Source organism: Sphingomonas suaedae, assembly GCF_007833215.1.
Lineage (GTDB): Bacteria > Pseudomonadota > Alphaproteobacteria > Sphingomonadales > Sphingomonadaceae > Sphingomonas > Sphingomonas suaedae.
Window position 1 is genome coordinate 1,957,993 of sequence record NZ_CP042239.1, and the last position, 13,641, is coordinate 1,971,633.

Annotated in this window: 9 protein-coding genes and 1 pseudogene; 3 read left to right on the forward strand and 7 right to left on the reverse strand. The window is 62.7% G+C overall.

Annotation, left to right across the window (positions count from 1 at the left end; all coding sequences use genetic code 11):
• Positions 1 to 31 precede the first annotated feature (31 nt).
• From FPZ54_RS09310 to FPZ54_RS09320, 3 genes are read right to left on the reverse strand one after another with little or no spacing between them, the layout of a single operon-like run.
• Complete coding sequence (locus tag FPZ54_RS09310; RefSeq protein ID WP_186456980.1) at positions 32 to 3,403, reverse strand: TonB-dependent receptor domain-containing protein; 3,372 nt, start codon at positions 3,401 to 3,403, stop codon at positions 32 to 34.
• A 59-nt stretch (positions 3,404 to 3,462) separates the two neighbouring features.
• Entirely contained in the window at positions 3,463 to 4,464 is a 1,002-nt protein-coding gene (locus FPZ54_RS09315; RefSeq protein WP_186456981.1) for a FecR family protein, read from the reverse strand.
• Positions 4,412 to 4,945: an RNA polymerase sigma factor gene (locus FPZ54_RS09320; RefSeq protein WP_222428362.1), complete on the reverse strand. Its 534-nt coding sequence runs from the start codon at positions 4,943 to 4,945 to the stop codon at positions 4,412 to 4,414. Before FPZ54_RS09320 ends, FPZ54_RS09315 begins: the two co-directional genes overlap by 53 nt.
• A gap of 328 nt (positions 4,946 to 5,273) precedes the next feature.
• On the opposite strand from FPZ54_RS09320, the gene mobA reads away from it, so the two are divergent.
• The gene (mobA, locus tag FPZ54_RS09325; protein ID WP_145846620.1) at positions 5,274 to 5,864 is read left to right on the forward strand and encodes a molybdenum cofactor guanylyltransferase; all 591 of its coding nucleotides are present in this window, start codon (positions 5,274 to 5,276) and stop codon (positions 5,862 to 5,864) included.
• A 180-nt stretch (positions 5,865 to 6,044) separates the two neighbouring features.
• Here the strand turns inward: mobA and FPZ54_RS09330 are convergent, their stop codons facing one another.
• Complete coding sequence (locus FPZ54_RS09330; protein ID WP_145846622.1) at positions 6,045 to 6,473, reverse strand: Lrp/AsnC family transcriptional regulator; 429 nt, start codon at positions 6,471 to 6,473, stop codon at positions 6,045 to 6,047.
• 125 nt (positions 6,474 to 6,598) lie between these two features.
• Here FPZ54_RS09330 and FPZ54_RS09335 point away from each other — a divergent pair, with 125 nt between their 5' ends.
• Positions 6,599 to 7,648 carry an ornithine cyclodeaminase gene (locus tag FPZ54_RS09335; RefSeq protein WP_145846624.1) on the forward strand — a complete coding sequence of 350 codons (1,050 nt, stop codon included), beginning with the start codon at positions 6,599 to 6,601 and terminating at the stop codon, positions 7,646 to 7,648.
• A gap of 10 nt (positions 7,649 to 7,658) precedes the next feature.
• Here FPZ54_RS09335 and FPZ54_RS09340 read toward each other — a convergent pair whose 3' ends face one another.
• A complete protein-coding gene (locus FPZ54_RS09340) occupies positions 7,659 to 11,648 on the reverse strand; it encodes a tetratricopeptide repeat protein (protein WP_239019784.1) in 3,990 nt (1,329 codons plus the stop codon).
• 3 nt (positions 11,649 to 11,651) lie between these two features.
• Positions 11,652 to 12,053: pseudogene (locus FPZ54_RS20470) on the reverse strand (SIR2 family protein); the annotation flags it as partial.
• On the opposite strand from FPZ54_RS20470, the gene FPZ54_RS20185 reads away from it, so the two are divergent.
• Positions 12,003 to 12,479 carry a hypothetical protein gene (locus tag FPZ54_RS20185; RefSeq protein WP_239019786.1) on the forward strand — a complete coding sequence of 159 codons (477 nt, stop codon included), beginning with the start codon at positions 12,003 to 12,005 and terminating at the stop codon, positions 12,477 to 12,479. The pseudogene FPZ54_RS20470 and the gene FPZ54_RS20185 sit on opposite strands and share 51 nt — an antisense overlap.
• Before the next feature lie 954 nt (positions 12,480 to 13,433).
• Here FPZ54_RS20185 and FPZ54_RS09345 read toward each other — a convergent pair.
• Positions 13,434 to 13,619, reverse strand: a complete 186-nt coding sequence (locus FPZ54_RS09345) for a hypothetical protein (protein WP_186456982.1) — start codon at positions 13,617 to 13,619, stop codon at positions 13,434 to 13,436.
• Positions 13,620 to 13,641 lie beyond the last annotated feature (22 nt).

The following is a 13,641-nucleotide window of genomic DNA, read 5'->3' on the forward strand; positions in this document are numbered from 1 at the left end:
GTGATTTTCCGTTCCCGGTATATGTTCGGCATCACAGACGAACGCGGATGCCGATGGTCCCCGACGTGCCGTTGTTGACGTAGATCGCGCTATGGTCGCCGATATTCCCGGACGTCGCGAGGCTGCCCGGTACCATCACGTTGAGCGGCTTGGTCAGCAGGTTGCGGATCGAGAAGAACGCCTCGAAATTGCGGTCGATCCGATAGGCGCCCGATACGCTGGCATCCAGACGGCGCGCGAACCAGGACGGCGTCGTGCTGCGATATTTGTCGTCGGTCCAGATGCTGTTGAAATAGAGGCGGACCGGCCCCTTTTTATAGGACAGCGACAGCGTGCCGACCTTGTCCGCGACCCGGACGATCGGCACGTCGGGATCGTTATACATGAACGATCCCCGGACCGAGAGGCCGTCGAGCGGCCCGGGCAGATAGGTCATCGCATGGTTGAACTCGACCTCTAGCCCACGGATGTTGACGGCGTCCCCGCTCACCGTCTGCGTCGTTACGAACGTATATCCGGCATAGCGCGGATCGGTGTTGCCAAACTCCTCGGCGGTCATTTCCTGGCTCTGGAACAGGCCCTTGACCCGGTTCATATAGAAATTGACCGCGACCATGCCGACCGGCTCGAAATAATGGGCGAGGCGGGCGGAGAAATTGTCGGAGATCGACGGCTTGAGGTTCGGATTGGGTGCGCGGACGATCAGGTCGATATCGTCGACCGACCACACCCCGGCGAGCACATTGACTTCAGGACGCGTAATGGTCCGGCTATAGCCCAGATGCAGTTCGGTGCCGCGCGTGATCTGATATTTCAGCGACGCGCTGGGGAAGAAATAGTCGTAGTTACCCGTGCGTTCTACCTTGGGACGCGACAGATATTGATATTCCAGCCCGGCAATCGTGGTTGCGCGACCGGTCGAGGCGGACACGGCATAGCCGGCGGCGGCCACCTCTTCGGCTGACAGCGGATCGAACTCCAGTGCAGTGGTATCAGTCCGTTCCCAGCGCAGACCAGCGCGGAACTTCAGCGTCGGGGTCAGTTCCGCCGTGCCCATGACATAGGCTGCGGTGGTCTTTTCCTCGAAATGACGCTTGTTGGCGACGTTGGAATCATACCATTGGGTGGCCGTTTGCGTCGGCTCCCATTCTTCCGGATTGTTGAGGAACATCGAACCCAGCTTGTACGGGCTTGGGAGGTAGATATCGGAAGAGCCCGAAAGCGAGGCGACCGTTACGCCCGTGTCGCCATAGGAGAGCTGGTTGGAACTGCGCACCGCCGCCAGCAACTCGGCATTGCTGAGCGGGCCCACGTACCGATAGAGATAATTCCCGCCCTGATCGTCGAAATCATAGACTGCGTTGCGCAGCTTGAACCCGCTTTTGAACACGATCGGCACCGCACCGAACTCGGTCATCCACGCCAGATTCGCCTGTCCTCCGGTAAAGCGGGTCGCGGCATATTGGCCGTTGTCGGTGCGGATCGTCGGCGTACCAGACAGGGTGAACGACGCTGAATCGCTCCAGTCGGCCCCGCTTAGCTGGCGAATGTCCCAATTCTGATCGACGAGATTTTCGCGCTGGGCCGAGAAGTTACCGCGCGACGTGATCGAACTGGTGAAGCCTGCGACCGCGCCTTTGCGCAGCGGCTCATAGTCGCTGGTCGAATCCGAATAGAGCAGATTGCCGTCGAGGATCAGGCGGTCGGTGCGGAACTCGACACTGGGGCTGAGGGTCAGGCCCTTGTTGATCTTGTAGGTCGCCGTGCGATTGACCGACAGGGTGTTGGCCGTCGCGCTTTGCTGTGTCGTGATGTCCAGCGCGGCGTCGCCCTCGACACCGCGCGTGCGGGCGCCGGTGGTAAAGACCGGTTGCAGCGAATCCTGCCACACGCTGCTGCGGTTATAGGCGGAGACGAGCGAGAAGATGAGGTTGTCGGTCGCCTTGAAATCCATGTTCAGCGATGCGGCAAAGCGGGCCGTCTCACGCGGGGCCTCCAACAGCGTAATCGTGGTGATTGCCAATGGATCCGGACTGATCGCCGTCGGCACATAGTTGCGGCCCGCCGTGATCTGTTCGCGTTCGATATAGGTGTTGGTCTGGCTCACGCTGGCGACGATGCCCAGCCGCCGGTCGAAGAATGTGTCGGAATATTCGACCAGGCCGTTGGGCAGGAACTTGCGCCCATTATAGCCGCCCTCGCCCGGTCCGCTGCGCGACTGTTTGTCCCACATATTCCAGTGTGTCGCGCCGCTCAACTGCACCGTTACGCGACGTCCGCGCCGGTCGAAGGCACGCTTGGTGCGGATGTTCACCGTGCCCGCCGGGGAATTGGCGTCGACATCGGCGCTGGTCGTCTTGGAAATCTCGATCGAATCGATGCCCGCCAGCGACAGCCCCTCGAAACTGAAGGCGCGCGACGTGTCGGCGCCGTTGTTGGCGTCGGCCGATGCGAGGCCGACGCCGTTGAACGTCACCCCGGTCATCGCCGCAGGCAGGCCGCGCAGCTGGACGTTGACCGCCGATCCGGTGGTGCCGTCGGTATCGACGCCGGTCATATATTTGATGAACTCGGCCGGATTGCCGTCGGCAATGTCGCCATAGGATTCGGTAGACAGGTTGTTCTTGATGTCCATCGACTGGCGCTGATCCATGATCGCGCGGGCATCGCCCTCAAGCACCCCGGCGACGATCACGACCTCCTCATCCCCAGCGGCCTGCGCGCGTCCGGTGGCGCCCAGCGATGCGTCATACCGCACGGTTTCGCCCGGACGCACATCGACCGTGGCGGTCTGATCGGCATAGCCGGTGTAGGAGATGCGCAGCTGTGCGGGGCCGGCGGGCACGCCAGCCAGACGATATTCGCCGCGATCACCAGAGGTTACCGTCCGCGACCGCCCGTCTGCAGCCCGAACCTCGACGATGGCGTTGCGCAGATACTCGCCCGTTGCCGGATCGATGACCTGTCCGGCAATCACGCCTTCACCGGTCCGCCGCCCGGCGGATTGTCCGGCGCGGGCGGCGGTGACGGATGCGCCGGTCGAAGGTCCCGGCGCACGTGCCCCACTGGCGCGCAGCACGATGACGCCGCCTTGATCCGATGCGATTTCCAGCCCGGTTCCTGCAATCAGCCTGCGCAGTGCGACGCGCGCGTCCATCCGGCCGCTGAGCGCGCGCGAACGGACCTGTTCGAAACCAGCGGCCGGTGCGACGATCTGAAGACCTGTCTGCCGCCCGAACGCGGAAATCGCGGCAGGCAGGCTTTGTTCGGGAATATCGAAATTGATGGTCTGCGCGGCAGCGGCGGTGGAAAGCGTCACGGCGGCCACGGCGACGCCGCAGCCCAGCATGGATTTGAAATGCACGAAATCGTCCCCCGAATTACCCGAAGCATGGGCGTTCATGGGCTGGATGATCGGCGGCTGGTGTTCCGCCATCGCCGGGACAAAAAAAGTTCGGAGGGTCAGCCGGGCTGCAAACGGACGCCGTTGTCGATGGGCTCCGCGCGCAGCCCAAGGCTGAGCGCAGCGGCGCGAGCGAAGCCGATTGGGTCGCTGGTCGAATAGACGCCGGTGACCTTCATCGCGCGGGTCGCCGGGTCCGCAATCTCGATCTGCTGCGATGAATAGCGCGCATATTCTGCGGCAGCCTGTTCCAGCGTCATGCCGTTCAGATCGATCAGGCCGTTGCGCCAGCCGACGGCGCGCTCCAGCGCCTCGTGCGGCAGGCGCTCGGTTCGGATGGCGCTTCCCGGCACGATATGGCTGCGCTGGCCTCCGGACAGTCGTTCGCGGTGGATGCCGTCGTCGGACACAACCTCGACCAGCCCTTCGAGCACGGTCAGTGCGACGGTGCCATCGTCGAAACGGCGGACGGTGAAGCGCGTGCCCAGCACGCGGATCGCTACCGCGCCTGCATGGACGACAAAGGGGCGGTCGGGATCGGGCGCAATGTCGAACAGCGCCTCGCCGCGTGCCAGTTTGACCTCGCGCAATTGCCCCTCGATCCGCGGCTCGACGCGGCTATCCGTGTTCAGCGTGATCGCGGACCCTTCGGCGAGAGTCACACGGCGCAGATCCCCTTTGACGGTCTCGATCGCATCCGCTTTGGTGGCGAGAGACCAGCCCAGGATTCCGACTGCCGAGGCCGCCAGCAACGCCCCTCCACCCAGTATCGCCGCACGGCGTCTGAGCCGAATGGGGTATCCGGCAGGTGGGGAGTTCGCAGGCTCCACGGGTGCGAAATCGGGGCCGAGCGCCGCCGCGCGGTCGAAATATGCATTGACCGCCAGCGCCCGGGCATAGGCTCCCGCATGGCGGCTGTCTGCCTCCAGCCAGGAAGCGAACGCCGCTTCCTCCACCGGGTCGAGCGAGCGGCCGTCGATGCGCGCCACCCAGTCGGCGGCCGCCGCGTCAATTTCGGAGGCGGTTTTCAGGTGCGTCGGTTCGGGCGGGTCGGCTGTCACGCGAGATAGATGCCGACAAAGGCGGGTTTCCGCCATAGCCGATTGCACTTCCCAACAGACGCAGGGCTTTGCCGATATGCTTTTCGACCGTCGATTCCGAAATACCCATGCGTTCGGCAATCTGGCGTTGCGGCAGTTGATGCACTTTGCGCAGCAAGATGGCTTCCCGGCATTTGGGGGGCAAAGTGGCGATTAACACCGCGACCTGTTCCAGTTCCTGCCGCCCCGCCGCGACCGCTTCCGGGCCGGGCGCGTCACAGGGGATCTCCAGCGCCTCGATATCCGTCAATGCGCCGAACGGGACCACTTGCGAACGCCGCAGCGCTTGCAGGCAGACCGATTTCGCGACTTCGAACAGATACGTGCGCGGATTGCGGATATGATCCACCGCCGCGAGACCGGCCAGGATCGCATAGGACTCCTGCACGACGTCGTCGATGTCCAGCCCCACCAGCGGACGGCGCGCCAGCCACGCTCGCAACTCGCCTTCATGTGGCAGGATGAAGCGGGCAAGCCATTGCGCGCGATGGTGCGAAGGCACTGACATGCTGCGCGCCTAACCACCGCGTGTTACAAATCGGGTGCACTCAAGTTACACTTGGCCTCGGATACCCAAATCCGACGACGTCGGTGGTTCTTTTCCGGCACGCGGCGCTTGCTCCCGCCGACACCGTTTGCTCGAATTTGTCGAGAAGGTTGAGCCTCTCGATACCGGCGGCGCGGCGCGGGGCACCACGCACCGGTCCGATTTCCAACGCCGCCGGGTATCGCTATGCAGTGCAGGCAGTGAACCCAAACAGGCCAGAACCATGATTGCCCCCGCTATCGTCATCGCCGCTGGCGGCGCAGGACTGCGGATGGGCGGAGACAAGCCCCTTCGCCAGCTTGGCGGACAAAGTCTGCTCGACCGGGCGATCGCAATCGCGGAAGCTCAGTCCGATTGCGTCGCGCTGGCGGTGCGCGACCGGGACCAGGTGACCACGAGCCATCTGCCGCTGCTTCACGACGCGCGCGCCGGCATCGGCCCGATCAGCGCGCTTGAAAGTGCGTTCCGCTTTGCGTGCGCTCAAGGGCGCCAGCATGTTCTTCTGATCGGATGCGACCAGCCGTTCCTGCCCGGAAATTTGGTCGCGACCCTGGTCGATGCGATTGCCAGCCGTGATGTGGCAATGCCGGTCATCAATCAGCAGCATCAGCCCCTCGCGGCCCTGTGGCGCGTGGACGAGCCCGCGCTGAATGTCTATCTGCTGGCCGGGGGCATGTCGCTGCGCCGCTTTGCCGTCACCCGCGATCTGGTCGACGTCATCTGGCCTCACATGCCGGGTGACGACCCCTTCGAAAATCTGAACGATCCGGGGGCGCTTGCCGCAGCCGAACTGCGCATCACACGTCCTGCATAAACTGGAGCGCGGAAACCGGGTGACCCGTCGGAAGGGTCTAGTGGCCTGCAGGAGAGCGGATCAGCCACCCCGCCACCGCCAGCGCGCTGCTGTCCTGCATGGCGAGCGGTCGCAACGCGGTATCCAGAGTGATCATGCGCAGACGTCGCGAACCCGGCGCCATGGTTCCGTTTCCCACCGTCACTGCACCGAGCGCAACAGGATGCTCGTCTCGCTGTTCAGCACGCCGTTCACCGTTCGCAGTTCGCGAAGGATGCGGTCGAGATCGCTCAGCGACTCGGCATGGATTTCCGCGACAAGGTCCCAGGCGCCGTTGGTGGTGTGCAGAGCGGTGATTTCGCGCAGGCCGCGAAGTGCGCGGATGACGGCGCTGGTCGAGGCACCGGCCACTTCGATCATCGTGATCGCACGCACCCCTTCGCGCCCGCCCTGTTCCTCGGCGCGCACGGTGAAGCCCAGAATCGCACCCGACTGAAGCAGCCGGTCGAGCCGCGCCTGCACCGTCGCGCGCGACACTTTCAATGCGGTAGCCAGCCGCGAAACCGGCGCGCGTCCGTCGGCACGAAGCAACGCGATCAGCTGGCGATCGAGCGAGTCGAGGATGATCATGTGCAAATTGTCCAATGCTGCATTTCATTATGCCAAGCAGAGCGCCGTATGATTGGCAATCCTGCAATTTTTGCTGACAAGCTGCCTGGCTAACCTCTCTCCAATTGCCAGGAGGAAGGCGCAACATGACACTCTATGTCGGTGTGGAGGATCTCAGCAGGCTGGTGGCGGCGATCGGGGTCGAACCGTTCATCACCGGCATCGCCGAGCGGATCGAAGCCGATTTCCGCCGCTGGGAGGAATTCGACAAGGCACCCCGCTATGCCAGCCATTCGCCCGACGGCGTGATCGAACTGATGCCTGCGGCCGATCGCGCGCGGTTCAGCTTCAAATATGTGAACGGCCATCCGAAAAATACCCGGCACGGCCTGCAGACCGTTGCCGCGTTCGGCGTGCTGTCGGATGTCGATACGGGGTATCCCGTGCTGTTGAGCGAGATGACCCTGCTGACCGCCCTGCGGACCGCTGCAACCTCGGCATTGGTCGCGCGCTACCTGGCCCCGCCCGCAAGCCGCGTCATGGCGCTCATCGGCCTGGGCGCCCAGTCCGAATTTCAGGCGCTCGGCTTTCGCGCGTTGCTCGGCATCGATCGGTTGCAAATATGGGATATCGACCCGGCCGCAACCGACAAGTTCCGCGCCAATATGGCAGGCCTCGGCTTCGACGTCGTCGCTGCCCGGTCAGCGCCCGACGCCGTGCTGGGGGCGGATATCGTCACCACCGTCACCGCGGACAAGGCCAGAGCGACAATCCTGTCCGACAACATGATCGGCAGCGGGACGCATATCAATGCGGTAGGCGGCGATTGCCCGGGCAAGACCGAACTGGCACCCGCCATCCTTTCGCGGGGCACGGTGTTCGTCGAATATCCCGAGCAGACCCGGATCGAGGGTGAGATCCAGCAAATGCCGGCAGACTTTCCGGTCACCGAAATCTGGCGTGTGATCACCGGCGACGCGCCGGGCCGCAGTTCGGCGGACGAGATCACGATCTTCGATTCGGTCGGATTTGGAATCGAGGATTTCTCTGCCCTGTCTTATCTTTACGATCTGCTGGGTGCAGGCGATTATACGCGCAGGCTCGATTTGATCGCAGAACCGGCAGACCCCCGCGACCTGTTTGGCCTTGTCCGCGCACCTGTCGTTGCCCGACATGCGGAGCGGCAACATGCGTGACCACCCCCCCCTATCTCTCCAGCTTTTCAAGCTGCCCGGAACTCAGGACGCGCTTCAAACCGTCGCGCGCCTGGTGGATGCCCTGCTGATAGCCATGGACCTCCGCCTCGCTTAACGCCGTCTGATACATGAGGCGCGCATTGTCGAGCGAACCCCGGATGGTATAGGCGCGGCCTTTCAGAAGGCGCAGGGAGATGCGACGCAGCTTCATCCCGCACCGCGCCGCAATCGCGAGCGCGCGCGCAATGTCGATCTCCGCCGCCTCGACATCGCCCAGATCGAGGCGGAGCGCCGCACGCACGTTGCGTGCAAACGCCGTCACGCGATACATGTCGAGCAATTCACCATAGCGGATCGCCCGGCTGAGCATTTCAAGCGGCTCCTCGGGGGTCGGCGCCTTGCCGAGGCGGCGCGCCAGCTTGGACACCTGAAGGCCGGTTCGAGACACCTGGATCAGATAGGCGAGATCCGCGTGAGGGCCGGATTCAGCCGCCGCCAGCGCGATCCGGTACCCCTCCATCGCGCCATCATAGTCGCCAACCCCTGATTGAAGCAGCGATGCCCGGTGCATACTGAACATGGCCACTGCGCGATGCTCTCCATGCGCGATCAGCCACTTCAGCGCCGCGTCGTAGCTGTCGCGTGCAAGGTCCACCTGTCCGTTCAGATGCTCGCAAAGACCCATATAGCCAGTCGCGAGCCAGAAAATGCGGCCATGTTCGAGGGTGTCTGGATCGACCGAGTTGGGGCGGTGGGGCTTTTGGGGATCGATCGCATTTCGCAGCCGCTTAAGTTCGTGCCATGCCTCCCGGATGCGCCCGCGCTCGATCTGCACAAGCGCCTTGTTGAGCAGGATACGGCACCGGTTGGGCTGGTATTCGGTCCCCTCAATCGCCTCATTCGCCTGCAATGCGAGATGAAAGCTGGTCTGCGCGGAGTAAAGGTCGCCCTGCCCCAGGGCCATGACTGCGCGCTCATTGTGCATCCACGCCACCTCGTCCGCATAAAAAGGTCGGCGTGCGAGATCGTTGGATGGTGCGGCAGAACCGAACACAGCCTGGGGCGACGCCTGTGCGACCCCCGCCATACGGGCCCACCGCGGCACGATGGCATGGTCGCAATAGCGCGTTGTCTTCCACTTTTCGGATTCGGGTCGCGCGTCGGACCAGGGCTGCGTCTCGGAGAAGAACTCGAGAATGGTGTCGAGCTTTTCGCGCTGATTGGTGTCGAACATTTCATATTCGTGGTTGAGGTCGCTCCCGCTGCTCACCGGGTTCGGGATCGTCACACGGCTGACGAGATGGTCGTTCCATGCCTTTTGGAATTTGTCGCACTGCGGCTCTCGGGCAGACTGCATCAGGAAGGCGGCGTTGAGCATCTCCCGAATACGCTGTTTGTGGGCCGTGATTGCGCCCGCTGGCGTCAGACGCCCGTGCATATCGGTCACATCGAGGCCGAAAAGGGTGGCGGCGGAGAAGAAACTCCGCACGATCCCCCCTGCGGCGCGCAACGAAGCGGGCGCGAGCGAACCGCGCATCTGCATCAGCTTCACCAGTTCGCGCAGTCTGCGCTCCCGGGTCGGATTGCGCGGATCGCCGTAATAATTCTCTTCAATTCCTTTCTTGAGTTCCACGATCTCATCGGTGATGCGGCTCTTCGAAAGTTCCACATCCTTCCACCCCCGCTGGAGCCAGTCGACCAACTCGGCAAGTTCGCTCGCAAGCTGCGGGCGCGGCGTGGGGATGTCGTCGGGCTGCGCGACGAACAATGTCATGTTGAAACAGTCGCTCAGAGTCGTCTCGCCGATCGGCACATCGTGCCTGCTTCGCACATAGGCGAGAATGCTCCGGTGTAGCGCGAAGCGATGCCGGTGCAGAATGGCGTGCTGGGCAGGCGTTCTGCCCTTTTTATCGATCGGGAACGACCTGCGGACCGGGCGATCGCCGACGCCATCGTCGATCTCGTGCAGGATCCGATTGACGTCGGCAACGCCCTTGGAAGCGTCGGGCTCGACGGCCTCGAAAGGCTCTGCCGGACGAAAGCCATAGGGCTCTATCGTGGTCACCAGCTTGCGCGAGAGCAGCAGGTCGAGCGCCGCCAGGAATACGCCGTCCTTGATCGCGAGATTGCTGGACGACTTGTCTTCCTTCAGCTTGCCGCGCGTGAGGATATCGACCTGGTTTCGCACGCCTGGCGGCGTGATGAGGACTTCGCCTTCGACCGGCAGGCCGATAAATGCCAGCACCTTCAGAATTTCCTGCGCGAGCGTGCCGAAATCACGGTTCGTCGGCTTTCCGGCATCGTCACGCATCAGCCCATCGATCTCACGCTCGATGATAAGGCGATCACGACGCCCCCCGCTCAGGCGCATCGATTCAAGTGCGTCATCGTCGACATCGTCGGCGGCAACATCTTCATGCACACCAAAACGGACGTTCAGATTGCGCGCCTTTCTGTCGCGCTCACGCCCTTGCTTTCGAAGCTGGCCGATGAACGAGATGGCGGGTGCCAGGGTGCTTTGGCCAGCTTGCGTGCCGTCATTGCCTTCATTTGGCTCGCTTGCGTCGGTTTGCGCCGAGGTTGATCCGACCATGGCTGCGACGCTGCTTTTCGAACGGCTTACCTCGAACATTCGAAACCGGCTCGGATTGTGCCCTTTGCGTTTCAGATATTCGCGTTTCCGCCTGGCGATATAGGGGAGGACCTTCTCCGAGCCGGTGACGACGAGATCAATGCGCCGACAGCGGATCAGGGCCTTGAACAGCCAGTGACAGTCGGTCGAAAGAAGTTCCCCCTCCAGCCCGAAAAGCCGGTCGATCGCACCGAATGCGATCAACAGGCGCGGTCCCCGGTTCGCACCCAGATCGTCGAGCGCGGTCTCGATACGGTCCCGTCGGCTGCGCGCAGGTTCTTCGTCTGTTCGTATCCGACGGTCCGGGTCCAGAAACTCTTCGACCAACGACAGCACCGAATCGAATTCCTGTCCGAAGCAGCAGTTGACGAACAGCGCCGACGACCAGATCGCGTTGCCCTGGGTTCCAATTCTTGGTTTGCACTGCTCAAGCAGCAGGCGAAGAAACGCGCCCTTTCCGCATCCGACTGCGCCGACAATGAAGGTCGCGGCATTTGTGAACCGGTCCGGCGAAATGTCGAACTGACGCCAGCCCGCCGGTCTGATCACCATCTCATCGAGCATCAGCTCGCGACAATGGTTTGGCGGAGCATACAGTCCGGCTTCCGCACTGATATGGCGGACCATCGGCAGATGCTTATCCTTTTCGTCGGCAATGGTCACGCTTCGCGGCTGGACCGGGGTCGCGCGATCCAGAAAAAACCGGTTCTTCTCGCGGCCCAATTCCCTGATCTCGACGCGCAGGGCGGCGGTGACGATCTTCTGGTCGAGCTTGTGGAGATATTCGGCAATCAGCTTTTGCGCGTTTGCGTTTGCGTCCGCGGGCCCCGTGGTTCGAGGGGCATTCCGAACCGCCGACGCGAAGTCGTTGCTGTCTTTCGACAGGAGCCACGCAAACACATCCGCGTCCAAGTCGAGTGTCGAGAGCAGGGTGAGTTCGTGACCGAACGACTGCGGATCGGTGCTTTCCCGGACCAGGCTTGGGTAGGACACGGATCCGAGGCCGAGGATGGCTTTCACATCCTTCAGATCACAATCTCCCATATGATCGTCCGGCAATCGAATCTGACCGTCGCCGGCGCTTACGAGCAGCGCAGCAGCCTCCTGCATCAACAGTTGGTCCACGTCGCTTGCGCAATCTTCCCAATCTGCTGCTTTGCCTGCGATCCCGAACTTGCGCGCGACCAGATCGATGGCGATCTGGTGCCGACGCAAGCTGACGCCCGACCCGCGCCGCGGATGGCCGAAGTGCAACGTGTGCACGCTGAACTTGGTCCTGAGGCTTGTCTGCTGGCGGGTCAGCTGTTCTGCACGATCGCGCGCCATCCAAAGGACGAAGGCGTCGTCGCGCGACGCGGCATCGCTCACCTGTTGCCGCAACAGCCGGTTGAGTTCGACCTCGGCAAGACCCGAACCGACGAAGACGATCGGGTTGCCGGCCAGCAGAACTTCATAGGCGCGGTCGAAATCCGATCGATCGCGACCCGAATGCCAATAGATACGATTATAGTCGCTTTCAGTGGCGACCATCGTCTCGGGAAGGTCGGCCCGCCCATGCAGATGATAGATGTGCGCAGCGCGGTTGCTGTTTCCGACGGCGAAGTCGATCAGCCCGGCGCTGTTGCCATCGGCATAGACATCGCTCGCGACCTGTCCTCCATCGGCCCGGTCCCGCAGCCAACTGGCGTCGGTTGGCGCGGATGAGCCGAACGAAGTGCCGGAATGGTGCGGAAGGCGGCTGAGGTTGGGGGGCAATCGCTCACGATCGCGCACGTCATCGACGATGAAATATTGTTCCAGCTCGATATCATAATTCGTCGTCAGGTACCGCCTGATCCCGAGGTCCCGGCTCATATTGTGGATCGGGTCGAGCAGCGGCCTGGGGGATGCGAGCCTCGTCCCCTCCGCCCCCGGATCGCCGACCGCAAGCACCTCTTTTCCAAGCAGATCGCCGCTGGCGACGATCTTTTTCGCCATGAGAATGTTGAGAATGCTGCGTCTGTCGATCGGAAGCGGAGCGTTGCGATCACCTTGCGCCTCGAGCGTGTCGATCAGCCGCCTTGCGAGCGGCGCGATTTCGGAGTCGTCGGCCACAAGGCGGCCGATCATCGCGCCGGAGTAAAAAGCGGAAGCGGCGCGGGTCACGCTCCTCTGAAAACCATCCTCTCCCGGCCGATTGCCCTCGGCGAGGGCCTTTGACGAATCGCATGTTTCGTCGAGGATCGCCTGAAGAGGTTCACTTCCGAGATCATCTGCACGAAGCGCCAGTTTGAGTCTGGCGCTCAGGGAGCGCCTCACGAAATAGGCGTCCGAGCGAAAGACTTCCTGCAGCGCCTCTCCGAATGTCGCCGCTCCGGGGGGCGACCGGCCTGCCGCCTTGTAAAAGCGTTCGACCGCCCGAAATGCCTGCTGGCATATTTCCAGCGTCACGACAGGCTCTTTGTTCTTGGCGTCGAACAGCTTCAGCTGCCGTTCGGACACCCGCAACAGGTGTTTGAGCCGCTGGCGCTCCGCCGCGTCTTCGATGATCGCGTCGTCCTCCGGGTCATTCGCCAAGCCCAAAGCGCGCCCGACCGCGTCCTTGGAAATTTCCAGAATGGAGGCCATGAAGTCCGGCCAGGTGAGGCTTCCGTAAACGAGCGAGAGCCCCGAACCGACAAAAGCGACCAGGCGGTGCAGGTTCGCCGATTCGTAAAATGCCTCATGACTGATCCAGTCCAGGCGTTCGGGAACGCAATCTTCCAACCGGATTACATGTTCACGCGCCGACCCGACCATGTCACCTGCCCCCGCTCAAGACATTTTGATCATGTTAGACCGCAAGATCACTGTCCACGCCACTGACAACATCTCTCAACTGGACTATTTCAGTTCAGGACAATCACTCTCCCGAAATCGATCGTTATACTCGGTTTTGCGTTCCCGATTCTCGAACCCCGATTGCGGATTGCGGCCGGAGCAAGAAGAATCGCGCCGCTTCCTGAAGCAATTCAATCGCTGGTTCGCCGGGTTCCTCCGCACTTTGCGTGCTCGCGGACGACCAAACCGCGCTGGGGCGCGTTGCCGCCCAGGACGAAGCGGATCATCGATGGTGCCCGCATTGTTCACACCGAAGAAGGGCATTCCGGCGCAATCACCGGCTCCGCCTTCGCGTCAGTCGTGCATGGCGGTCCAGACCGCGCGGGCGACGCCACCGCCCAGGCTGAACGGTTCGCTCTCCTCGCGCCCGTCGATCCGCAGAACGAGACGCGCATCGAGAGCGGTGGCACGGTGGCGACGATCGCCCGTGATCCCGGCAAGCGCCATGCGATCGGTAGCGTTGGCCTCGCTCCGCATCACATGGGGGGGCTGGCGCGGCGAG

Bases quoted from the DNA above. Each gene is read 5' to 3' on its own strand.
- mobA (WP_145846620.1), top strand. From the start codon at position 5,274: ATGATTGCCCCCGCTATCGTCATCGCCGCTGGCGGCGCAGGACTGCGG.
- FPZ54_RS09335 (WP_145846624.1), top strand. From the start codon at position 6,599: ATGACACTCTATGTCGGTGTGGAGGATCTCAGCAGGCTGGTGGCGGCG.
- FPZ54_RS09310 (WP_186456980.1), bottom strand. From the start codon at position 3,403: ATGAACGCCCATGCTTCGGGTAATTCGGGGGACGATTTCGTGCATTTC.
- FPZ54_RS09330 (WP_145846622.1), bottom strand. From the start codon at position 6,473: ATGATCATCCTCGACTCGCTCGATCGCCAGCTGATCGCGTTGCTTCGT.
- FPZ54_RS20185 (WP_239019786.1), top strand. From the start codon at position 12,003: ATGGTGCGGAAGGCGGCTGAGGTTGGGGGGCAATCGCTCACGATCGCG.